This is a genomic window from Lunatimonas sp. (assembly GCF_020832325.1).
In the GTDB taxonomy this organism is placed as follows: Bacteria; Bacteroidota; Bacteroidia; order Cytophagales; family Cyclobacteriaceae; genus Lunatimonas.
Genome location: NZ_JAFIEU010000031.1, coordinates 62,217 through 86,486, shown reverse-complemented (window position 1 = coordinate 86,486; position 24,270 = coordinate 62,217). Strand labels below are relative to the sequence as shown.

General features: G+C 46.1%; 21 protein-coding genes. 7 read left to right on the top strand and 14 right to left on the bottom strand.

The window, feature by feature from the left end; genetic code table 11:
* Positions 1–717: a 23S rRNA pseudouridine(2604) synthase RluF gene (gene rluF, locus JJU34_RS11940; protein WP_228692603.1), complete on the top strand. Its 717-nt coding sequence runs from the start codon at positions 1–3 to the stop codon at positions 715–717.
* Between the two features lie 25 nt (positions 718–742).
* On the opposite strand, the gene JJU34_RS11935 is transcribed toward rluF, so the two are convergent.
* Positions 743–1,270, bottom strand: a complete 528-nt coding sequence (locus JJU34_RS11935; protein ID WP_228692602.1) for a DUF4097 family beta strand repeat-containing protein — start codon at positions 1,268–1,270, stop codon at positions 743–745.
* A 291-nt stretch (positions 1,271–1,561) separates the two neighbouring features.
* Here JJU34_RS11935 and JJU34_RS11930 point away from each other — a divergent pair, with 291 nt between their 5' ends.
* Entirely contained in the window at positions 1,562–1,876 is a 315-nt protein-coding gene (locus tag JJU34_RS11930; RefSeq protein WP_228692601.1) for an antibiotic biosynthesis monooxygenase, read from the top strand.
* A gap of 114 nt (positions 1,877–1,990) precedes the next feature.
* Positions 1,991–3,460, top strand: a complete 1,470-nt coding sequence (locus tag JJU34_RS11925) for a Gfo/Idh/MocA family oxidoreductase (RefSeq protein ID WP_228692600.1) — start codon at positions 1,991–1,993, stop codon at positions 3,458–3,460.
* 95 nt (positions 3,461–3,555) lie between these two features.
* Here JJU34_RS11925 and JJU34_RS11920 read toward each other — a convergent pair whose 3' ends face one another.
* The 12 genes from JJU34_RS11920 to JJU34_RS11865 form a co-directional block, all read right to left on the bottom strand.
* Positions 3,556–6,237 (bottom strand): CHAT domain-containing tetratricopeptide repeat protein, encoded by a 2,682-nt coding sequence (locus JJU34_RS11920; protein ID WP_228692599.1) that lies wholly within the window; start codon positions 6,235–6,237, stop codon positions 3,556–3,558.
* Positions 6,238–6,347: 110 nt separating this feature from the next.
* Positions 6,348–7,742 (bottom strand): S8 family serine peptidase, encoded by a 1,395-nt coding sequence (locus JJU34_RS11915; protein ID WP_228692598.1) that lies wholly within the window; start codon positions 7,740–7,742, stop codon positions 6,348–6,350.
* Positions 7,743–8,048: 306 nt separating this feature from the next.
* The gene (locus JJU34_RS11910; RefSeq protein ID WP_228692597.1) at positions 8,049–8,537 is read right to left on the bottom strand and encodes a hypothetical protein; all 489 of its coding nucleotides are present in this window, start codon (positions 8,535–8,537) and stop codon (positions 8,049–8,051) included.
* Positions 8,538–8,631: 94 nt separating this feature from the next.
* Positions 8,632–9,168, bottom strand: coding sequence for a hypothetical protein (locus JJU34_RS11905; RefSeq protein WP_228692596.1), 537 nt, complete (start codon positions 9,166–9,168; stop codon positions 8,632–8,634).
* 114 nt (positions 9,169–9,282) lie between these two features.
* On the bottom strand, positions 9,283–9,531 hold the full coding sequence (locus JJU34_RS11900) for a hypothetical protein (protein WP_228692595.1): 249 nt from the start codon (positions 9,529–9,531) through the stop codon (positions 9,283–9,285).
* Between the two features lie 239 nt (positions 9,532–9,770).
* Positions 9,771–10,376 (bottom strand): hypothetical protein, encoded by a 606-nt coding sequence (locus JJU34_RS11895; protein WP_228692594.1) that lies wholly within the window; start codon positions 10,374–10,376, stop codon positions 9,771–9,773.
* Between the two features lie 369 nt (positions 10,377–10,745).
* Complete coding sequence (locus JJU34_RS11890; protein WP_228692593.1) at positions 10,746–11,510, bottom strand: tetratricopeptide repeat protein; 765 nt, start codon at positions 11,508–11,510, stop codon at positions 10,746–10,748.
* Positions 11,511–11,513: 3 nt separating this feature from the next.
* Complete coding sequence (locus tag JJU34_RS11885; RefSeq protein WP_228692592.1) at positions 11,514–12,089, bottom strand: sigma-70 family RNA polymerase sigma factor; 576 nt, start codon at positions 12,087–12,089, stop codon at positions 11,514–11,516.
* Positions 12,090–12,294: 205 nt separating this feature from the next.
* On the bottom strand, positions 12,295–13,608 hold the full coding sequence (gene fucP / locus JJU34_RS11880) for an L-fucose:H+ symporter permease (protein ID WP_228692591.1): 1,314 nt from the start codon (positions 13,606–13,608) through the stop codon (positions 12,295–12,297).
* A gap of 22 nt (positions 13,609–13,630) precedes the next feature.
* Positions 13,631–14,683: an aldo/keto reductase gene (locus tag JJU34_RS11875; RefSeq protein WP_228692590.1), complete on the bottom strand. Its 1,053-nt coding sequence runs from the start codon at positions 14,681–14,683 to the stop codon at positions 13,631–13,633.
* Between the two features lie 21 nt (positions 14,684–14,704).
* Positions 14,705–15,661 (bottom strand): GNAT family N-acetyltransferase, encoded by a 957-nt coding sequence (locus JJU34_RS11870; RefSeq protein ID WP_228692589.1) that lies wholly within the window; start codon positions 15,659–15,661, stop codon positions 14,705–14,707.
* A gap of 5 nt (positions 15,662–15,666) precedes the next feature.
* Positions 15,667–16,491, bottom strand: a complete 825-nt coding sequence (locus tag JJU34_RS11865) for a 1-acyl-sn-glycerol-3-phosphate acyltransferase (protein WP_228692588.1) — start codon at positions 16,489–16,491, stop codon at positions 15,667–15,669.
* 393 nt (positions 16,492–16,884) lie between these two features.
* Here JJU34_RS11865 and JJU34_RS11860 point away from each other — a divergent pair, with 393 nt between their 5' ends.
* From JJU34_RS11860 to JJU34_RS11845, 4 genes are all read left to right on the top strand, one after another.
* Positions 16,885–17,718 carry an SDR family NAD(P)-dependent oxidoreductase gene (locus JJU34_RS11860; RefSeq protein WP_228692587.1) on the top strand — a complete coding sequence of 278 codons (834 nt, stop codon included), beginning with the start codon at positions 16,885–16,887 and terminating at the stop codon, positions 17,716–17,718.
* 115 nt (positions 17,719–17,833) lie between these two features.
* Positions 17,834–19,171 (top strand): TolC family protein, encoded by a 1,338-nt coding sequence (locus JJU34_RS11855; RefSeq protein WP_228692586.1) that lies wholly within the window; start codon positions 17,834–17,836, stop codon positions 19,169–19,171.
* Positions 19,168–20,277, top strand: a complete 1,110-nt coding sequence (locus tag JJU34_RS11850; RefSeq protein ID WP_228692585.1) for an efflux RND transporter periplasmic adaptor subunit — start codon at positions 19,168–19,170, stop codon at positions 20,275–20,277. Before JJU34_RS11855 ends, JJU34_RS11850 begins: the two co-directional genes overlap by 4 nt.
* On the top strand, positions 20,274–23,441 hold the full coding sequence (locus JJU34_RS11845) for an efflux RND transporter permease subunit (RefSeq protein ID WP_228692584.1): 3,168 nt from the start codon (positions 20,274–20,276) through the stop codon (positions 23,439–23,441). The genes JJU34_RS11850 and JJU34_RS11845 overlap by 4 nt, the downstream gene beginning before the upstream one ends.
* Here the strand turns inward: JJU34_RS11845 and JJU34_RS11840 are convergent, their stop codons facing one another.
* Positions 23,442–24,269, bottom strand: coding sequence for a DUF4249 family protein (locus JJU34_RS11840; RefSeq protein WP_228692583.1), 828 nt, complete (start codon positions 24,267–24,269; stop codon positions 23,442–23,444).
* Between the last annotated feature and the right edge of the window lies 1 nt (position 24,270).

Sequence of the window (24,270 nt, the reverse complement as noted above, 5' to 3'; positions counted from 1 at the left end):
ATGGCCACACGGATCAACAAATACCTCAGCGAAATAGGTTTCTGCTCACGGCGGGAAGCCGATCGATTGATCGGAGAAGGAAGGGTACAGATTAATGGTCAGGTACCTGAAATGGGAACCAAGATTCAAGCTGGCGATCAGGTGACAGTAGACGGACTACATGTGAACCCGCCCGATGAGGAACATGTGTACCTGGCTCTGAACAAACCCGTCGGGATTGTCTGCACCACCGATACCGAAAATGAGAAAGACAACATCATCGACTTTATTGGTCATCCACGAAGGATTTTCCACATCGGAAGGCTAGACAAGCCCAGCGAAGGGCTGATTTTGCTCACCAGCGACGGAGATATTGTAAACAAGATCCTCCGGGCTGGCAACAACCATGAAAAGGAATACATTGTAACGGTAAACCGCCCCATTGATAGCAACTTTATCCGCCAAATGAGCGGGGGCATACCCATTCTGAATACGGTAACAGCGCCCTGCCAAGTGCGCCAGTTGGGTAAAAAAACCTTTAATATCGTACTTACCCAAGGCCTAAATCGACAGATCCGGAGAATGTGTGCCTACTTGGGCTATGAGGTAGTCAAGCTGAAACGTATACGTATTATGAACATCCGACTCGACCTGCCAGTGGGCAAATGGCGCAATCTAACCCCCCCGGAGCTTTCGGAAATCCGAAGCCTTTTAGTAGATTCAAAAAAAACTCCGTGATACCATTGGCAAGTGGCCAGGATACCTATCGAAATATTTCGATGTTGCCAGAAGTTACGTTGCCCTTTATGGTATGCAAAGCTCCGTGGTCGACCAAGAGCGTTCCGGAGGTTTGCCTCTCGCCCAACCGTACCTTGCCACTACCAGACGAAAGCTCGAAATTGTAATCCTCAAGTTGGGAGGTGGTATGCAGGTTGATGTTGCCCGAACTGGCTTTTAGGTTGGTATTGGGAGATAAACCAGATGAGGTAATACGGATATTGCCTGAGGTTGCTTTTAATGCCCCCAAGTGGTCGGCACCCGCTATCCGGATGTTTCCTGACACGGTGTTAGCATCTACCATGCCTCGTATAGTTGTCAGACGTATGTTGCCGCTCGTTGTTTTTGCCGATACATCCCCATCCAAATCAATCAGCTCCAGATTTCCTGACGCTACTTCCATTTCCAAATCTGAGCAAGCGCAAAACAGACCGACATAAACTACTATAAGCGCCGAAGCCGCCTTCCTAGCTCCCACCCTTTTAGCGGGTTTAACAAACGTCCAAGTTATCATAGTTTGATTTTTTTATCATTGACAATCCAAAGGGCCGAGCCCCTTACTTCCACAAATAAAAAAACTTAGCTAACCACCTATTTTTCTGTCTCACCGTGGAAATGACTTCGGACCTGCCAATCCAAACGATATGCCAAGTAACACCATTGGCACCAGAAGGCTATTCGGCTGCATTTCCGCACTATGAAACCTTATTTAATGTCCGCATCCGGACATAAACTTGGTACAGGCGTCCACCCTTGAGTCTTAATTCGGAATTGCGAAATTCACTGCAAAACGCTACTTTTAGGCATGATTGCTCGCACTCCATCCCCTCCCTATTTTGCCGTAATTTTCACCAGTATAAAGCGGCCCAATGACATTGGATATTCCGAAATGGCCAAGCATATGGAAGAACTTGTGGTAAAACAACCAGGATACATGGGTCATGAGTCCGCACGGGACGGACTGGGTATTACCGTAAGCTATTGGGAAAGCTTGGAGGCGATCGCCGCTTGGAAGGCGCTCAGCGACCATAAAACCGCTCAGAAACTGGGGAAGGAAAGCTGGTATTCCAACTATGCCGTCAGAATTTGTAGGGTTGAAAAAGCATATGTATTCCCTTGAAATCCCCCTTCAACCTGCCAGATCAAAAAGCGATCACGTTTGTATTGATTTTTCAGGGATATTTTTTATACATTAGAAACCTGAAATCAGTCTATTAACACGCAAACAATACCAATGAAAAAAGACAATTTGCCCGAAAATGGCAACCCTCGCAGAACCTTTCTAAAAACTTCTGCGACGGCGTTGGCCGGTTTTTACATTGTACCCCGCCATGTATTGGGGGGTCCGGGATTTAAGGCTCCCAGCGACAAATTACGCATAGCCGGAATAGGTGTGGGAGGTAAAGGCTACTCTGACATCAAGTCCTTCTACGATAGTGGAAATGCCGAAATCGTGGCACTCTGCGATGTGGATGACGAAAGAGCCTCCAAAAGTGTGGCTGATTATCCCAAAGCCAAATACTACAGGGACTATCGGCAGATGCTGGAAAAGGAACACCAAAACTTCGATGCAGTATCTGTCTCTACCGCAGACCACAACCATGCCGTGCAAACACTGGCTGCCATGCAACTGGGCAAACATGTGTACGTACAGAAGCCCCTAACCCACGACATCTACGAGGCCCGTATCCTGACCCAAGCAGCCGAAAAATACAAAGTGGTCACACAGATGGGTAACCAAGGCGCTTCCGGCGACGGTGTCCGAAAAATGCGCGAGTGGTATGCCGCCGGATTAATCGGCGAAGCAAAAAGTGTATGGTGCTGGACAGACCGGCCTGTATGGCCACAGGGGGTAGAATGGCCAAAAGCCAGTGCGCGAAAAGCACCTAAACACCTGGATTGGAATCTATGGCTAGGTACCGCCCCCAAAAAAGATTTTACAGAAAACATACACCCTTTCAACTGGAGGGGCTGGTGGGATTACGGAACCGGAGCATTGGGTGACATGGCCTGTCACATCATGGAGCCTCCCTACCGTATCCTAGATTTGGGATATCCAACCGAAGCGGAGTGCAGCGTGGGATCCGTATACGTAGGAGAGTTCACCAGAGGCTATTTCCCAGAAAGCTGCCCTCCTTCCTCCCACATTACCTTGAAATTTCGTCGACCAAACGGCTCCCTGCTGGATTTTCACTGGATGGACGGCGGCATCAAACCCAGCCGACCGGACGAATTGGGTGCCAACGAGCAAATGGGAGATGGAGGTAACGGGGTTATCATCGAAGGTACTCGCGGCAAGATGATGTGCGACACGTACGGATTAAATCCACGCCTTTTGCCGCTTTCACTGAATGATAGCATCAGTGTAAAAGAAACGCTGCCTAGAGTGGCCGGAAATATCGGTGGTCACTATGCACAGTGGGTAAATGCCTGTATCGCAGGCTACGGTTCAAAGGAATTCCAGGAATTAAGCTCTCCGTTCTCCATCGCCGGGCCGTTAACCGAGACAGTATTGATGGGCAACTTGGCCATCCGAAGCTACGACTACAGGGAGCCCCGTGCAGACGGAAAGGGTTATACCTATCCTGGCAGGGACATCAAACTCCTTTGGGATGGGGCCAACATGAAGGTTACCAACTTTGATCCGGCCAACGAATTTGTGAAGCGAGAATACCCTGCGGGGTTTGAACTGGCTAAAATCTAATCCATAAGCCGCCTACACCTAATCATCAGCCACTCGGTAGCCGATCATTTTGACCAGTTACCGAGTGGCTTCTTTTTTGAAGACTGCGCTAGCCATTAGGAATTACTACCCGCGTTGTTCCTACCACTTACCCTAACCCAGTAAACCAGCGCCACGGTCAGAATCACTATCCCCACCATCCAAAAGCGAAGCCTTTCTGCCCAGCTTTCCTCAATCAACAAGGGCTGCACACTACCCAAAACAATGCTTCCGCCCCAAAAATACGGCAGTGCCTGCATACGGTCATCTCCCTGTAGCATCTTGAGTTTTGCTTGTCGAAGGGCCTCATCCATTGGAATGCCTTTAACCACTTGCTGGTAAAAATTCTCTGTAAGGGAATACGTAGCACGGGAATCAATTTCCCAAAGTGTCGTGACGCTGGTAGGTATTCCTGCTGCCGCAAAGCCCCGGGCCAAACTAAACACTCCCTCACCCTGCCGGTTTGCACCTGTACCCGTATTACATGCCGAAAGAATGATCAACTCCGTGGGTAGGGCATCGAGAAACTGTAGGTCAGAAACCTTCAGTCTTTCGTCGTGAAAGTACAAATAGGCTTCCTGATTAGCCGTATCGGCCTCGGCATGGGTGTATAAGACCACCATGGCGTGGTCGTTTATTTTATCCATAAACGTTCCTTTGGTGGCATCGCTTTGCACAAAAAACTCACAACCGGAGAGAAACGTGTTTAACTTACTGAGGGAAAAATCGGCTCCTGCCAACGTGGGAAGTTGCAAATGGTCCTGATAGCTCACTGGGGCAAAGCCCAGCAGGGTTGGCTTTACAGCGAGATTTCCTCTATGGGATTGCCCGAGTAATCCCGCCGAATAGGTGTAACTAACTGCGTGGTCATATAGCAAAAAGCTTCCGCTCAGACTTTTGTCCCTGACAAGAAGATCCAAGGGTAAAAGCTTATCGTCCGGAGACACGATCAATCGCTTCTTCAAAGTGCCCAAGGGCTCTATTAGCTGTTGGTACAAGTCGTACCCGAGTGAAATAAACATGCCAAAATTCCTATTGAGCAATTCCTTCGAAGCCGCTAGCCGCAAAAACTGATCTACCCGATCCTTGTATTGCCCCATGGGAATTTTTACGAACCTCTCGTCCTCAGGATGTATCACGAGCGCATAGATATATTGATCGCCCTGCTGGTCGGCCACTCCATTGAAGAAAGCCACATAACTTAGCTCACCTTCACTCAATAGCTGGCGCAACGCTGAAAGAGGTCTCACGGAGGCTCCATATTTTGCCTCCACATACTGCGGATGCTTGGATTCGAGTGCTTTCACAAAGGACCTATACGACTCACGCTGACGGATCAACTGGGCTTGTAGTTCTCGGTAGCCAGTTGTACCTTCATCCATATCCTTGAGTCTTTGTGAAAGCGAGGCAACCTCAACTCTCAATTGCTTTTCTCGTGTACTTTCTTCCTCAGAAAGAAAACGCCTGGCTTCCTGATCATTTAGCCGATCCTGTAGCATAACCGCCCGGCTCTTTTCAAACATTTGGTAGCCAGATGCAGCATCGTTTAGCTGGTAACATACCTCTAACGCCTGGGTAAATGTTTCCTTCGCCTGTTCCCGCCAATATAACTTTGATTGATCGTATTCGTGGCTCCACCTTACTCTGTCAGTTGCTGCGATAAAAGCGTTGAAATGCGAAAGTGCCGTCCTTAGATGGGTTGAGTCCCCGGTGCGTTTATATTTCATTGAAAAAGACCTACCCAAGTCTCCTTGAAGCATTCCAGCCAATAGGTCATTGGTATATCCATCCAACGGTTCGACCGCATCCGGAGGTGAGATACGCAATCCTTCAAGCGCCTCCTGCAAATAGGAAATGGCGGTATCGTAATCACCAACTTCCAGCGAAGTTAACGCCAAACTATTTAGTATTCGGGGCTTTAGATCAATTCGGTTTACCCGCTCGAGGGTTTTTAGTCCCTCTTGGAACACCTTCATAGACGCGGGCAAATCTTTAAGTTCCACCGAATATAAATTGCCTAGTTTTAGCAGATTTCTGACCACTCCCTCGTAATCGCCTGCCCGTACATACAATTCAATGGCTTCTTTATACCTTCTTTCAGCCAACTCAGGACGACCAATCTTCAATTGGTAATGTGCCTCAACAGACTTCACCAACCCCTCCAAATCCGGGTCATCTTTTAACAATCTATGACTCTTTTCCAATGCAGCGGCAGCCTTAACATACGTACCAAGTTGGTCCGGCAGGGCCAGTCCTGCTTGTGCGCTCTGCAAGTACAATAGTCCCACGTACCGATCCTCCACGTTCGCCGCCTGAATCCCCTGCTCGGCTTTGGCTAGACTGTTGGTGTAATCGCCTATATCATAATAAAAAGTAGCAAGTTGTTCATACATATGAATACCAATGTACCGCTTTTCTGTATATACTTCGCTAAAATGGATACAGCTATCGGCATAGGCCCGGAACTCTGGAATCAATCCCAACCCCAAATGAAAAAAAGCTAGGTTATAAAAGGAATTCACCACCATGGAAGGATCCTCCGAATGCGGAAGTCTATGCGCAACCAATGCTTGGTCAAAAACCAGAAAAGCCTCCTTAAACCTACCTGCACGTCCCAAAGAAGTGGCAAGCACGTGAGATAACTCACCAAAATAGCCTCCATCGGAACCGACCTCTCCTACGTATCGGATGCGTAGGCGCTCCAGCTGAGCAAGCTTTTCGTCCGCATCTTTTAGTGCCATGACCTTCTGCAGTGCCAATCGCCAATCTGGTTCAATTTGCTGTTGCCCGAAGGAACAATTACTACACCCCGGCCATAAGACCGTACACAAGCCAACTAAATACAAGTACCTGGCGCATCTACAGACGATCATAGCCCACTTGCGTTTTGGGCAAGATTCAACACCCGCCCACCAATGATACCGTCTGCCAGTTCCGGATATACCAAAAAGGTAGATTGACTATCGTATTCCAAAAATCCTTGCTTCCCCCTACTTTTTCTATTTAAATACAACATTTCCGGAAGCCTTGACGCCAAAAACCCCGTTGTAATCGCAGCAGCGATAGACCCTCCTTGCTGATAGTACAATTCGCCATTATTGGTTTTTAATGGCAGTTCAAATAAGTAGTGACCATGTTCTTCCTTGTCACAGGGAACCCCAAAATCCACATAGGTTTTGTCACTCACTTCAAAAGGAGACACAGTAGAGTGATCTTGAGAAACAGTAACCGCTACCAATACACCCAAGGGGTGATTCCCTGCCCTATCTCCAAATTTTGCTGGAAAAAAATGTTGATTGGCAGATTCGTTGTCCTTATTACCGGATACCGTGACGAGCAGTGTGTTTTTTTCAAAAAATGCCTGCTGTATCCCATCCCTTAGAATACTATAACTCTCATTCATATTTGCAGGAAATACCCAGCTAGCATGTATAAAATCTGCTTCATGGTACCTCGCAAAGTGGATAGCCCGATAGATATCTTCCAAATTTCCGGTACCATCTGATTTGTGGGTTTTCAAACACATGATTTTTACCGCATACTCCGAATCACGAAACTGATTGATGATATAGGCGCACATCATGGTGCCATGCAGCAGTGGATAGTCGTCGGTAATATCCAAGTTTACCGGATCTCTCAGGACCATTTTGCCGAACTCGTCTTTTACAGGTGATTCCGATTCCGAAACAAAGTTTCTACCGTAGACTCCATTCTTGACATTATCCAGAAAGTCCCCCTCCTTTTCAACAGAAGGATCTTCCCACAAATACTCCTCTGGGATAAGCCCTGGGACAATTCCGGTGTCCAAGACCGCAATTACAATCTGCTTTAGCTTTCCTTCATTCATCCTCTTATCCAAAGGCTGAAAATCGGTTGGACTTAGCCTGTTTAATTCCCTTCCCACAACATCTAAGCAGCATTCCCCCTTTCCAAATGCACAAGCCTTAAACGAATATTGGTAATGCAGAATCGAAGATCTTTCCGCAGGATCTCCCTTGAAATTTACTAAGCTACTATAAGATCCTGAATTGGTTTTTAATAAAAGTAAATCATCGGGAAAATATTGGCTTTCCAAAAAAATCAGATCTAAAGGATCCATTTTACCTTTCTCTGTCCAACTATATTGTATCTCTGCAGCCTTTATCTTCCTAGCCAGGGATACAGACTGATGGATATTCGCAGGATTCAATCTAAAATGGATCAGGTTTTTGAACAACTCGGAAGAACTTCCTCCTTTTGGGTCTAGGTTTTGAGTAGTAGGCATGGTAGAAGGGTTTTAGGGTTAGTGGGAAATCTCACCATAGATAACCAGTATCTGGGGTGAAACGCCCAATTAGTGTTGAATATGGATATTTTTTTTATTGTTTACAAATTTTATACTTACATTTTGAGTTTTTTCGATATTTTTATTCAAATAAATTACCATAAAATATAGTTTTATATTGTATTTCTTGAACCTTCAAACTCAATAAACTCGGGACAATGGTGGATGTGGTAGTTATTGCTGTTCGGACAGCAATTTTGCTTCGTTAGGCTCTCTGTTGGTAATCCAAGTAGGAGTAGTATAACTCTAGCTATCAATTACCCATAAAAGCAGCTCTGGATAATGCTCTCCGGGTCCACTTAGTAGCTCCAAGGCAAGTAATCCATCGTTTATCCAAGACACACCATACCGGGAATTTCTATCCCAGCCCATACCAGGCAACTGGTACTGCCTGCCTCTAGCATCCACGAGGATCACTTCGCAGCGCGATCCCTGCTGCAAGCCCGAATGCGTTAACTTGATATGTATCACGGCATGCTGCTGAAAATCCACCTCTCTGACGACATATACCTGCCTTCTCGGGGTTGAATTACGTGTACTGATGTTCATAGCCTGTGCGCTAAAAACAGGTATGGCCGGTAACATTCTCGATATCTCATCCAAGGTGGACTGCGTCAGCAAACTATGTTCCCGGTACTGACCATCATCCGGCATACAGGAAACAATAATCCCCATACCTAGCAGCGTCAGTAAAAACCTGAATGTGTTTTGAACGGTATTAGACTTGGATTTCATAGCTTATTTCTTTTTGGTTTATTCTCTTATTGCACCGATATATCCATTGTGTACTATTTGTGTTACCCCTAATCCAAAACTATTTTTGAATAGGCTACATTTTTTTGCTCCGAAACAATGAGCAAACCTGGCGGTAATTTCTACAATCCAAATCTTCCGGTGTGGATTCCACGGTCATGGTCAGTATTCTGACGGAAACGGCCCACTCCGAATACGAGTCCTGTACACTCGGTAATACAAAAATTCTTGCCCAACCGGCCGCATAGGCGCTATATACCCGGTAGTATGCCTTGCCCTCCGGATCCTTACCCGGAGCTGCGGACCAGGTGCCGGATGTATGGAAAAATAACCTGAATTGGGTTCTGATGAATGATTCGGGATCCATGGGTATGTTAAATTCGAACTTTCCTGTGCTTCGGAAAGAAACGGGAGTAAAGGTATACATCCGGATGCCTGAATGGGTACGTGATATTTCGACGGAAACTGGAGGCCTAATTCCAAAACGTGCATGTTCTGTTAAGCTAAAAACCATTTCTTCATCTTTGCTTTTTTCCTCGCCTTCCAACCTTGTCGCTGATGCCAAAACATTCGTCTTAAACCTATCTAAGCTGACGGTTCTAAAAAAAGTCATTTCGACTACTTTTATCCATTTTAACATCGCTATCGCTTGTAATTGGTTGCTCGGTACGTTTACCAGACGGATCTATGTATATTTTTCCGGATGGGTCCTCTAGCGTTAGAAAAACTACATTTCCCGGAATCCCCGTGTAGACCTCATGTTGCTGTGGGTATGCTTTTCATAATGAATCGGGTTTGGCACACTATTCCGCACAGGCAGATAAGTCGGTGCGGCGGTTGCAGTTGATCCAAAGCTGGTATTGAGGTAAATGGCTTCTGCGCTATTTAGACAGTCTCCAAACCACCAAAACCCCACCAGCAACATGACTGCTACCAAAATCATTTCTGTTAGAAAAGCTCTGCAATGAAGTGTCATGTGATACCTGTGTCAATCAGTTATGCTCTTATATCCGAAACTTGACTGATTGTTACCTTAAAACTTCAAAAAATTCAACCTACCAACCTGGGGCGTTAAACGAAAAAAATGAACCCAAAAATTGCAGGCCATACAGCCAACACGTACTATAGACAAGCAAAAAAGGCCACCCTTTCAAGGCAGCCTCATTGACCATTCTTTTTATAGAAAACTTATATCATTGGTACGTATGCAATTATTCAGCTATGAACAGGGCTTAGCTCAGCAGATTCCCCGACCATGCCATACAGCACATCTCTCCCAATCGTCTTGTGCCGCCAGACCGCAGCCATACTGCCCTGTGCCAGCCCCATCTCGGGGTAATTTTCTCTGAATGCAGATAACATGATGTCTGCTGAGGCTTTGTCCCGCAATAGACCGTACCGATTAACGTCAACGGAAAATGCGGCACCAGCTAGCCAACCGAGCTGGACCAAAATACTATGGCCCGCTGACTGATGCACGATGTCATAACCTAAAAATTCAAAATCTGCTTCCGAAAGGAGCCCTTCATCCGTTGACTGATGAACAACGGTAACCAGCAAATTAAAACCTTGAGGAAAATCCAACGCAGAGGTCAGGCCTGCCGAAAGCTCTCGCGTTAGCGTAACGACACCCTCCATTAGATCGCCCAGCGTATGATATGTAGCCTGCAGACCGTTAATCGGAACGTTAAAATAGGGATCCAAGGAAACCAACTCCTCGAGCTGCGTCAAACCGCTCCATGCCACAAACTCTCCCCACGAAAGGTCTGCACGATTACATGCAGGACCAAACACTTCTCTCCCTGTAACAATTACCTTCATGACTTTTTTCTTAATTTCAACTCCCCAGATTCCAATTTTTTCCTGTAAAGAATAGCTAACTACGTAAAATTATACAATGTTTACAATGATATGCAAAAATAAATTTTCACACGAAACCTTCGAAAGTTCAATGCTTAACATTGATAAGTGAAAGAAATCTTTCTATAAACATATATTTTAGTTCTTCACATCTGTATACAATCAAAATCCAACCTACATTTTCGTGTCTTGAAAACTCAAATAACACTATTCAATCCACCATAAACACTAAAATCCCCTCTCCAAAATCACTCCATTTATACGATCCAAAAGGCACTTCGCAATCTCACAGACGGGCTGTTTTCTCTATTAAACTACACATACAATGCATCACTTTAATTTCTTAAGCCAAGCCTCCGCCTGCACTTTCCCAGGTTGATTTCCCAACACGATCTCCTTCAATACTCCTTCCGCTTTTTCCGAGTCGCTGGGTTCATTCCGCAATAAAAGCGTGATTGCTTGAAGCAGAAGTCCATCGTTGACGAATAAATCGGGAATACGACTATATTGATCGAATGCATGCAATGCAGATGCATAATCCTTCATTGCAAGGTAACTCAACCCCAGGTTTTTCAATGCTTCGCTATTTTCGGGGTCGCGATCCAAAACATCTGTAAAAATAGCTACAGCCTCACGATAGTCTCCCTGATTATAGGCAGCGATTCCTACCTGTATTCCTTCTTCTGCCAACCCCATGGTTTGGCTAAGGGTCACGTAGTTCTCCGCATAATACGTAGACACTTCTTGAGAAATATCTTTCGATACGGTCATATACAACAGATAGACGCCGGTTAGCAAGAAAAAAACAGCCGCAACACCTTTTAACACCGGAGACAGGAAAAGATGCCGGGAAGTCTTGTCTCTACGTGAAATGATGAAATCCTCATTTAACCTATTCAGTGAATCCTTCAGACCCCTTTCCTTTTCCGATGAGCGATACGAGGCATTCATTTCCGCTTCGATTCGACGGTAAATCATGAAATCCTTCTTTAACTCCGGATCATCACTCAGTTTCATTTCAAAGGTTGTCCGTTCTTCTGTGGACATATCTCCGATCAGATACCGTTCAAAATCGTTATATCTATCCGTTTCCATGAATTACCATTTTAACTTTGTGTACTCTGGTGACTTCTTGACCAACTCTACCACCCTACCTAGGCATTCGGATTTCTTTTTCCTGGCATATCCGTACGTATAATTCAACAGCGACGCCACTTCTTCCATGGATTTGCCTGACCAACTTAACCGTAATAATTCCCGGCACGCCTCCCCTAGCTCCTTAATTTTCTCCTTGAGCAATTGAAGCCTCTCTTCATCTTCCAATGTTTCCTCAGCGAGCCTGAAACTATCCTCTCCGGGTATATATCTTTGGTCCTCTTCGATTGTTACCGTCGGATTGGATTTTCTTTTTGAGAGCACGTTCAGCCATCTTTTTTTACATACCATATAAAAATAGGCATCAAAAGGGCATGTCAAAACAAAGTCTCCCTTTAATGCCCGTCGGTATATAACTATCAGACTTTCTTGTATGATATCACCGGCATCTTGCTCCGAGCCGTTGTTTTTCAATACCATCCACTTGATCTTTGCAGAGTAGTTGGCGTATAGCTCTTTCAGTACTTTTTGATCGTTCGTCAAAAGCGCATCGATGTATTTTTGATCCGGGTGAGCCATTTCGGAATATAATTTTTTATTTTGACAAAATAAAAAAACCCAAAATAAATAAGGCGATTTATCAAAAAAAATCCCTCGTCTGTAGGCCAGTTGGGACTTGACCAAACGAAGGATTTTAATAAGTAGGAAACTGAAAACGAATCAGGACCCGTAAATGCTTTTGGGACCAAATTCCAACAAGAATGGCTAACGCATCAACAGCCTCCTAGCTAGGGTTCACCATAGTGGGAGCAGGTGCTAGTTTTCGTTTGGAGTAGAAATTATTCAACCCAAACGCCATAACTACCACAAAGCAGACTACAGGCACCCAGTAAGACATGCCGATGCTACCGGTAGTGTCTGATACCTGACCTTGGATGGCCGTAATCACTGCACCTCCTAAGATAGCCATGATCAATCCGGAACCGCCTAGCTTCGTGTCATTACCAAGACCCACCGCAGAAAGCCCATATATTGTCGGAAACATCAACGACATACATACCGACACCAAAACCAGGGAAATAACTCCAACCATCCCGCTGGAATAAATGACCATCAAACTACATAAAGTAGCTGCTAAAGCAGATACCGCCAGCAGCAGCGACGGCTTAAAATATTTCATCAACGCAGTGAACACAAACCTACTGGCTGCAAACAAAATCAAAGAAAGCAAATAATAATCGGAGGCATCACTTTCATTCATATTTAACTCCACCATGACATACCGGATCGTAAAAGACCACACCCCAATCTGCGCACCCACATAAAAAAACTGGGCCATAACCCCCAAGGTGTAATTCCTGTTTTTCAACAACCTGCGGAACCCTGAAATCACGCCATCCTTTTCGACTGTCTCTGAAGCAACAGGCATACGTACAGCCTTGATCACAAACCACACCAACACCAAAAACAAGGCCACCCCGACGTAAGTCCCCATTACACCAGCCAACTCTTCGGTCTGAATGGCCTTTAAGCTTTCCGGGTCCATAGAGGTTCTGTCAGAGGCTTCTGCGGTATTTAATTTAGAAAGTATAAACACCTTACTCATGTAAACACCCAATATGGAGCCAATGGGATTGAAAGACTGGGCCAAATTAAGGCGTTGCGTGGCCGTCTCTTGGGGACCTATAACCAGAATATAGGGATTTGCGGCAGTCTCCAATACCGATAGCCCACCTGCGAGGACGTAAAGTGCAAACAAGAAAAAACCATACGACATCAGGATGCTCGCGGGATAAAATAGCAAAGCCCCAATGGCAAAAAGACCCAAGCCCAATAGAATCCCGGACTTGTAGGTATACTTGCGAATAAACAAAGCTGCAGGCAGCGCCAAACAAAAATACGATCCGTAAAATGCCAACTGAATCCAGGAGGTCTGAAAATCAGTCATACTCATGATCCGCTTAAAAGCTGCTAGCAGCGTATCCGTCATGTTATGAGCAACTCCCCAAAGGGCAAAGAGCATGGTAAGCAATAAAAACGGCCAGAAGTCCCTTTTGGAAATCAAAGCGGCTTTTGCAGGTTGTGTAGATTGTGGCATGTACGTTTCAAGGTTATATGGTTTATAGAAAGCTAAAATCAGGCAGCAATTCGGAGGATTTCATTTCTTGCCAAAAAGCGGCGGGTAAAGGGTGCTGAGTGGCTTGAAAGTTTTCTACTACACGATTCTCATCCACAGTACTTAACGCTACGCTGTTGATACCCGGCACCGACATGCCAAACTGTATACAAGCATGCGAGGGTTTCACATCGTGCTGATAGCAAATCCGATGAAATGCTCGTCTCCATCTTAGCTTCTCGACATCATTGGGATTATTGGGGTCTAGGAGTTGGTAATTGTATCGGTCTCCACCTACTAAAAATCCTCCGTTAAAAACGGCTGCATTGATCACCGCTACACCCTCACGTTCAAGTCTTCCGATAAATGCAAGCAGCTCGTCAGGGTGTTCATACAACGTTAGGCTATTTGCCACCATGACCCAATCTAGCTCCACGTGTTGGTAGATTTCCGGAATCACTCTCCAGTTCTTGGCACCTACACCTATGCCAGCGATCCTTCCTTCCCGCTTGAGATCTCCCAAGGCTCGGTAGGCTTCTAATATATCTTCAAATCGATGATTTCTGACTGATTCTGTAGGGGCGCTGTCCAAATACTCATCTGGGTCATGGACACTTACAAGTTGGGGCACGTAGTGCTTGAGCAGCTCATTGCCCTCTTCAAAGCAGTCTATGATTCCACGATAGCCTATTTTTTGTATCGCATCGTACTTTAATCCCTTCCAGATGCCGGGCTCAAACGTGGGCTCCGGTCCCTTTAAGGGTGTTCTAACCCAACCCAGCTTGTTACTGATAACCACTTCATTTGCCGGCACGCCCAGTTGATGCAGACACTCTCCGATCACTTCCAATGCCAATCCAGCACCATATTTCCCTGCTGAATCAAACACGGTGTGGGAACCCGTTAGGGCCAAACATTGGCGGATAATTCCCAATTTCTGGTCTAAGGGCATTTCACGATACAAATTACCCAGATCGCTACTGCCGAAAACCATACGGGGTAATGACAACCCAGTCCTGCCAAACGGAAACAGTGGTATCTCTCCTTTTCTATCCATCACCGATCCAGAAGCGTAGGGTTAGCGTTTGTTTCGTTTGCCGAAGTGACGGTCCCTCTCGAAGGTATCCAAATGACGGTGTTTCTTCGTATCGTAAATATCGGCGATGGTCAACAGAATCCCGGTTTCCTCTACGGCACCAAACTCGTAATTCATACTCGTACCGAAGGTTTTCATGGTGGAAGAAAGATTCATATACGTATTGATGAGAGGGGGGATATTTTCTCCGAGGTTTCGAACCGTTGTATTGAGCAGTTTATACCCTTCTTTATAGGGAAGACTTTCAAACATCCCGTCAATGTGTGAAATGTCTCCCTTGTAACTTAGCAGGTCAATTGGCTCAACCAGACGCTCCTGATCGGGAAAATAATGATTCATAAAATAAATCAACACATCCCTAGCCTCGGTATTGTAATGTGGATACATGGTCACCTTTCCAAAGAGATACTTTACATCTGGGTTCATCATGACTACGGCTCCCAATCCATCCCAGAGATTGTCCAAGGAAAACAATCCCTTCCGATTATCTATGCTTGGTTGGTAATTTGGCTGAACCCACGAACGGCCCAACTCAATGGTATACGGCAAATAGTCCGATTTAAACTTATCTGAAAACCGGAACAAATGGGCTGTGGAAAGGTTAATCTCCCCGTGATCATTATACCCCGCATCCAAGCACTTGATTAACCGGTATCCTGCAATGATTTCTTGGTCCTCTGGATTCCATGCAAGCAATTGATCGTAACAATTTTCACAGGTATCGTTGTCGTCTATATCAAAAGGCAAACCAGTACCTCCTCCCGCAGACCGAAAGGAAACCTCCCGCAAGCGCCCGATCTCCAGCATCACGTTTGGGGCATTATGGTGGTTGACCAGGTAAATCTCGTTTTCTCCGTTATTAACGTACCGCAAAAACCTTTCTGGTGTCAGTTCCTTATGTATTAGTGCTCTATCTACCGGAGCTATAATCTCTTGCATACATGTCATTTATCTTGGGCGATGTCGTAAACCATTTTTTTAACTTCTTCCGCCCAGTACCTGTCACTTTTCGAATCATCAAAATACTGGTAAGAAATGGGTTTTCCTATATGGACGGAGATTTTTTTGTTTCTCTGAGCAAACATCTCGTCGGCTAGATAAAACATCTCCACGTTGGCCTTGATCCCCAGTTTTTTCCTGTAGTCTGCAAGACCATAGAAAAAAGCGGAGTTTTTACCATCCATATAGACAGGGACCACGTCTTTTTTGTATTTCTTGGCTTTGTTGATAAAGCTCTTTTTCCACTCCAAATCCTTAATTCCTAACTCTTGCTTGCGGGAGACCAAGCCTGCGGGAAAAATCAAAACCGCCTCATCCGAAGCATAAGTACGCTCGATAAGCTCCACTCCCCGTTTTCCATGTCCCCCGTGTTTATTGACCGGAACAAACAGCCCATCAAAATTGGGGATGTTCAGCAGGATGTCGTTTACCAGAAATCTCAGATCCCTTCTGTATTTTCCCAGCACATGCATCAGCACGATCCCATCCAAGCCACCGAGCGGGTGGTTTGAGGCAAAAATCACCGGTCGGTCCTTCGGTATGTTTTCGGCACCATGGAGGGATGTCTGAACACCAAACTCTCCGATAAGCGCATCCACAAAATCTAACCCCTGAAGATGACCGTGTTTAGACATAATATTGTTGATGTCATTTTCGTGCACGATCCGTTTGATATAGGACAGTACAAACCGCGGCATCCATTTGAGCAACGCCGGGTTTTTTTCGCCAATGACCTTCTTTATGTCTATAAATTTTTTGCTGTCTTCCACGTTGGAACTCCTTCAATAATGCCCCTGCCATCACATTGCGTATGCCTACAAACGACTGACTTATACCGTTCTAATCCAATAGGTGGATACTTCAATCTGCTGATGCTGGGTGAAATGGTAAAATTTTATAGGACAAAAATAGAAAAAAATAGCGTATCGCCGGCTTTTTTAGGCATACCGGCTGGAATTTACGCTGCTAATCTCACCAAAAAACTTCCGCATACACCGTTAAAAAAAACCTGCTTAAATCCCACAGGTAAAAAAACTTCGTCCGCAGGGGGACCATCCCAGCCCGCACACTACCTATGAAATCGAGAAAAATGTATGCAAAACGAACAATATCAAGAGTTATCCAGTTAGTAACCGTAAACAAACCCGTAAACACCCCTCTCTATGAATATTGTCATCACCGGATGCACCTCCGGGATTGGTGCTGAAACCGTCAAAGGTCTCAGTGATAAATGCGATCGTTTATTTTTGCTTGTGAGAAATCAGAAGAAAGCCGAATCTCTCCTAGCCGATCTTCCGGCCGACTTACCGAAAGACCGCTTTGAAGTAGTTTTTTGTGATTTAGAGGATTTGAAATCGGTAGCTGCGGCAGCTGACTACGTCCGAGAAAAAGTCACTTCCCTGGATCTATTGATCAACAATGCCGGAGGTATCTTCCCTAAAGGTACAATCACCCGCGACGGATTTGAAACCACGTTTCAGGTAAACCATTTGGGACATTTCCTATTGACCCAAAAATTGCTCCCCTTGTTGCTTAAAACACCTACCCCGCGTATCATCAATGTAAGCTCGGAAGCGCATAGGGCGGCAAATCCAAAACTTAATGAAGTTACCAACGCAGCCAACTACAGTTCCTTTCCCGCATACGCCAATGCGAAATTATACAATATCCTATTTTCCAAATCCCTCCAAGAGAAGTACGGTTCCCAAGGTCTTGGTACATTTTCCCTGCACCCGGGAGTAGTAAAGACCAACTTTGGTGGAGATTTTACTGGCGTGTTCAAATTATTGATCAAACTTTCCCAACCTTTTATGATTACAGCCAAAGCTGGGGCACAGACCACTCTTTTTCTAGCCACATCCGCTATCAAGAAAGAATGGAATGGGGCATACTTCAAAAAAAGTAAGCCAGTCACTCCTTCCAAACTGGCGAACTCAAAAAAACTGAGGGAAGATCTTTGGGAAAAAAGTGCAAACTGGGTAGCAGACCTTTCTTGACACAGCGAAAAATCACTAACTTGCATTGGCTTTTGGTCTGCTCCTCTAGCGGACGAGCCCTCTAAACCAATCCGAACCCAAAGCTGGTAATCGGAACGAAACTTTTTATCTTAAAATGGTAAGAAACTTTATCTATGTGTTACTGACCCTCTATATTGGGATATCCGGAAAGGTACTGGGACAGCAACAAGCGTTGGATTTGGCAGCGGTATTGGAAATGGCGATGGACAACAACCCCGTGCTAAAGCAATTTGAAAACCAACGGTCCATCACCGATCATCAGGTTAAATCTGCCCTTTCTGGCTGGCTTCCGCAACTTGGCATGATTGGGGATTATAACCGGTATTTTAGCCAACCTGTGGCCATATTCCCTGATTTCAATAATCCAGAGTCAGGAGAGTTTCAGGAGGTGCGCACGGGTGTTCCTTTTAATTCAAGCCTGAGTTTCTCTGCAGACCAACAATTGATCAACAACGAATTGATCAGGGATCGTCAGCAGTCAAGCGATCAACGCAAACAAGCAGATCAATTACTGGAAGAATTAAAGATTGACCTGACGGTGGTCGTTACCCAAACGTTTTATGAGGTGCTATTGGCCCAAGAGCAGGTAAGCCTCACACGGGAAGATCTTCGGCGGCAACAAAAACAACTGGAAGATGCCGAACTGCTCTTTGAAGCTGGTCTGACCGATCAGATAGACCTCAAACGGGCTAAAATGACGCTCCAAAACACCCAAGCGTCCCTCTATCAGTATCAGCAGGACATAGAAATCCGAAAAGCACAGCTTAACGCCCTGCTAGGTAGGCCGGCCTCTTCCGATCTGAAGCTACAGGCTTCGTACGAAAACCTGCTTATGGAAATCCATGCGGATACCCTCCAGGGCTTTCAACCCGAACAGCGTATCGAGTACCAACTATTGCAAACTCAACTTGCGCTACAGGATGTTGCATTGAAATATGAGAAGCGCAGATTCCTACCGACACTATCCGCTTTTTACAATTACAACATACTTTTCCTTAGTCCTGTGGGAAGTACGCTATACGAACAGGCCTATCCCTATTCGCTTATGGGAATTCGCCTTACCTATCCACTCTTTCAAGGTGGTAAAAGACATCACGATTCGAGGATCGCCGCGCTGAGACTCCGAAATCTGGAACTGGAGAAAACCGACCTAACCAATTCCATCAGCACGGAACTACAGGAAGCACTAAGCACCTACAAAAAGCAACTTTACCAACTCAAAACACAAGAAGCAAACAAACAGCTTGCTGAAGAGATTTACGAAATCCTCAGCCTACAATACGAGGAAGGAATCAAAAATTTTCTGGAAGTGATCGTAGCCGAAACCGACCTACGAACTGCAAGAATCAATTACTACCGCTCCTTGTTTGGAGTTTTGACCAGCAAGGCCTCCCTGCAACGGGCTAGAGGCGAAATCCAACTAGAACCATGATTGAAACCACCAAAAACCTAGCGATATTCCTTTGCCTACTGAGCTGTTTGAGCTGCACAAAGCAAGCTCCCAAGGAAGAAAAACCTACCACTGTCACGGTAGATTTGGCAAAACTGGAAACCGTGAAGGAGGAAAACACCTATCCGGGAACCATAGTCGCACTGAAAGAGGTAGAGCTTCGTGCAGACGTAGTAGGTTATGTGATCGACATCCCCGTAAAAGATGGGCAGCAGGTAACCAAAGGCCAGGTACTATACCGCATAGATCAAACGCGATACACTGCCTCGCTGAATCAAGCCACCTCCCGCCTTCGGATAGCGCAATCAAACCATGAGCGAGTTCAGCGTGACCTCTCACGGTACGAGCGATTGAAAGAAGGCAATGCGGTAGCTGCCCAAATATACGACGATGCACGCACCGCCATGAGCAATGCCGAGCAAGAATTGATCAGCGCACAGGCAGAGGTAGACAATGCGAAGGTGAACCTTGACTATGCCACCGTAAGGGCTCCCTTTGATGGTACCATAGGATTTTCCTCTGTCAGGTTGGGGGCGTTGGTAAATCCCGGACAGACCGCATTGAACGTAATCAGCTCCAATGACCCGATAGGTCTTGATTTTTTTGCAGACGAGAAGTCTCTCCCCTTTTATTTTGAAATGGAAAAGAATGAAGAACTGGCAGCAAGAGACTCCGTATTCCAGCTCACCATGGCAAACCGGGAAGCCTATCCTTTTCCCGGAAAGATTGAAAACATCGACCGCGCAGTAGACCCCGGTACCGGGACCATTCAAATTAGGCTTAGCTTTCCCAATCCGGACGGCCTACTCAAACCCGGAATGAGTACCCGGTTGACGGTGCGAAAACCAGTGGAAGGGCAGAAAATCACCGTCCCCCACAGGGCCTTGGTGGAGCGATTGGGAGAAATCTATGTCTTCGCGGCGGCAGAAGGAAAGGCCGAGCAAAAAAGAGTTAGAACTGGCATTCGAACAAAAGATCGAATTGTAATAGAAGATGGCCTGGAGGAAGGACAACAAGTGATCGTTGCGGGAATACAACGCCTGTCAGATGGTGATCCCATTCAACTAAAAAGGGAGGAAAATCAATGATTTCAGCTTTTTTCATCGACCGGCCCAATGCCGCGATCGTTATTTCCCTGTTCATACTTCTTTTGGGCACCCTGGCGATCGTGAATCTCCCCGTATCCCAATATCCGAGGATAACCCCACCAGTAATACAGGTCTCTGCCACCTACACTGGCGCTGACGCAGAGACCATCGAACAAACGGTAGCAACTCCCTTGGAAACCCAGATCAATGGCACTCCAGGTATGGCTTACATGGAAAGCACCAGTAGCAATGAGGGCCTTCTGACCATCAGCATCACCTTTGAAGTGGGTACAGATATCAATGCCGCAGCCGTTGAGGTACAAAACCGAATAAACGTGGCCGAACCCCTATTACCGGAGGAAGTAAGGCGGTTGGGTATCACCATTCGCCAACGAAATCCAAGTTTGCTTTTAATCGTCTCTCTTTTTTCTCCCGAAGGTAGCCACGGGATCGACTTTTTAAATAACTACGCCAATATCTATGTAAAGGACGAGCTGCTGCGGGTACCGGGTGTCGGAGATATTTTTACCCGTGCACAGGATTTCAGCATGAGAATTTGGCTGCAACCAGACAAACTTTTTCAATTAGGTATTACAGCCAGTGAAATTACCGATGCCCTAAGGCAACAAAATATTCAGGTTGCTGCAGGTTCCATAGGAACCCCACCCCAACAGGGATACCAAGCGTTTGAATACACCCTATTTACCAACGGGAGACTGGAGACACAGGAGGAGTTTGAAAATGTAATCCTCAAGGTATCAGAAAACGACGGCCGCATCGTATACCTGAAAGATGTGGCTCGCGTAGAACTTGGAAGGTTCGATTACAGCGTCAACAACTTTACCGATAAAAAACCAGCTGCCTACCTCATCGTGTTTCAGACGCCGGATAGCAATATTCTAGACGTAGAAGAAGGGATTATTGAAACGATGAGTAGGTTGCAAGAATCTTTCCCTAAGGACGTCGATTACGTAATTCCTTTTGAATCGGCATCGGTGGTTCGGGTTTCCATTGGAGAAGTGGTAGAAACGCTGATTTTGGCACTTTTGCTGGTATCCTTTGTGGTGTATTTGTTTCTCCAAAACTGGAGAAGCACGCTGATCCCCATACTGATCATTCCGGTTTCGATCATTGGCACTTTTGCACTCTTCTTACCACTGGGCTTTTCGATCAATAACCTGACCCTGTTTGGGTTTGTGTTGGCGATAGGCATTGTGGTAGATGACGCCATCGTGGTCGTGGAGGCTACCATGGCCTATATGGAGCGAGAGGGCCTATCCGCAAAAGAGGCCGTAAAAAAAGCCATGGGGGACATTGCCGGACCGGTCATCGCCATGTCACTCATCGTGGCGGCTGTATTTATTCCGGTAGGATTCATCCCAGGGATCGTAGGGCGGCTGTACCAGCAGTTTGCGATGGCAGTGGCTGCATCCGGCCTTATCTCCGGCTTCGTGGCGCTTTCCCTAACCCCGGCGCTTTGTTCGCTGATTCTAAAACCCATCACAATCAATGAGAAATCCCGAGGCATCGATCGATTTTTCAATTGGTTTAACCGAAAATTTGACGCGGCCAACCTCCGATACGAGAAGCTGGTAAGCAAAAGCTACGCGTATACGGGTGTATTTATGGTTGGATTGGCAGTATTGGGAGGACTTACTTGGTTCCTTTTCAGCCAAAAACCAACGGGATTTATACCCAACGAGGACGAAGGCCGCCTCTTTGTTACGTACGAGCTGCCAGAGGGTGCCTCCACCGCACGCAGTTTGGAAACCATCAACAAACTGATGGATATCCTAGGAGAAGAGGAGGATATCTTTCACTTCACGGCCGTTACAGGTCTTAACGCGGTGAACTTTTCAAGCAAATCAAACAGCGGAACAGTATTCTGTCAATTGAAACCTTGGAGTGAACGGAAGGGCGAAGGGCAAGGGGCTTTTGAAATCCGAGACCGATTGCTGGAAGAACTGGGAGAGAAACTTCCCGAGGCATCCATTGTTATTGTGGCGCCGGCGGCGATCCCCGGACTGGGCAGTACCTCGGGCTTTAGTGTGGTATTGCAGGAGATGGAGGGTTCTCGAAGCATACAGGAATTTGAAACCCAACTAAAAGATTTCGTTCGGCAACTCAACCAATCCGACGAAATATCCAATGCGTTTAGCTTTTTCAGTGCCTCAACGCTCGCCTACAAGGTCAAACTGGACCGGGAAAGGGCCGCCCGTCAAGGAGTAAATATCGGAGAAGCCTTTATGACCCTCCAAACCTACCTTGGTAGCATCTATGTCAACGACTTTATCTTGTACGGACGGAATTACCGCGTGGTGGCCCAAGCAGACACCATGTACCGTGAAAGTCTTCAATCGCTTAGCAGCTTTTTTGTAAAAAACAATCAAGGACAAATGACACCTATTAGTAATTTGGTGGAAACAGAACTAGTGGAAAACGCGCCCTTGATCAGTCATTTTAACTTGTTCCGATCGGCCACCATCAATGGGGATGCCGCAAGTGGCTATAGTTCCGGTCAGGCGATCCAACAAATCAGGGACGTAGCCTCCACCCTACCAGGAGGCTTTGACATTGATTTCTCAGGAATCAGTCGTGAGGAAATTAAATCCGGTAGCAGTACGCTGATCATTTTTCTATTATCCATCGTGTTTGTTTTTCTATGCCTCACTGCTTTGTATGAAAGTTGGTCTGTACCCTTCTCGGTGTTACTGGCTGTACCATCGGGGGTCTTTGGAGCAATGGTAACCCTTTCGTTATTCCCTTCGTTGACCAACAACGTCTATGCGCAGATCGGTCTACTTACCCTAGTGGCGCTAGCGGCCAAAAATGCCATTCTCATCGTGGAATACGCCAAGGAACGGGTGGACAGGGGTGTGCCTATCAAGAAAGCCGCTACCATTGCCGCAAAACTCCGGTTAAGGCCCATCTTGATGACCTCATTTGCTTTTATATTGGGCGTAGTGCCTTTGGCTTTTGCAGGTGGTGCAGGATCTGTAGCCAGACAAACTATTGGATGGACGGTTCTCGGCGGGATGCTTACAGCTACATTCTTCACCATTACCCTAGTGCCGATCTTATTTGTTTTGATCACCAAAATGGCCTACTCGAAAGAAGAACTTCGGCAATTGAAATCCGCCAACCAAGGAGAGGGTATTTCCTAGTCATTCTAGCGGAATGGTCAATGTCTCGGTAAGTACGGGAGCTACTACGAAGTACCCTTCTACGCGCCCGGTCCCTTGCACCAACCGAATGTTCGAGCGGGGATTTTGGGGTGGAGGACTGAATAGTCCTCCGTCGTTGAAAAGTAAGTTGACCAGATCGTTCAGGTAATTGTAGGCGGATCGGTTTAGCCGAAAGAGCTCGAGCTTGACCTTATCTCCCGCCTTGAATGCAAATCCCCCCAGCTCAAAACCATTGTCCAAAATGGAGGTCCCAAAGGTGTCATCGAACAATAAGTAATCCTGCCTTCCGCTAAGAAGGGTGTCGTTTCGGGTAATCCTTACACGGTAGTAATTATCGGTATCAAAGGGGATTTTACCATAGACTGTCAGGTAATACCCTTCCTCTGAAAACAACCTTTCTTCCCTAAACTGATAGACAATGCTATCCAGCACCGGTGGTTCTAAAAGCATGCCCTCCGATTCATATACTTGGTCACCGAGAAGCACCTCAAGCCTATACATATCTCCCCTCCTTCCGGAAAAATACCTTCTGGGAAGGTATCGTTGAAAATCCTCTGAAAAACCAAAAGGGATCTCTTCCCCGGTTGAAAGGTTGGTGATCGTAACCATCGCCTCTTTCTCTAACTCGTTGGAGGCGGTATCGTAATAATCTCTGCTATAGCTTATCTTCACGCGATTTAACGCGGGGTTATCGGTCCAGAAGGCCTCGATGACCGGTACGCGTTCCTGATTTCGAAGGTCCAGGTAAACTTCCTCCTGACAGGAAAAAAGCGCTACCAATCCAAAAAGAAAAAAAAAGTTCTTCATC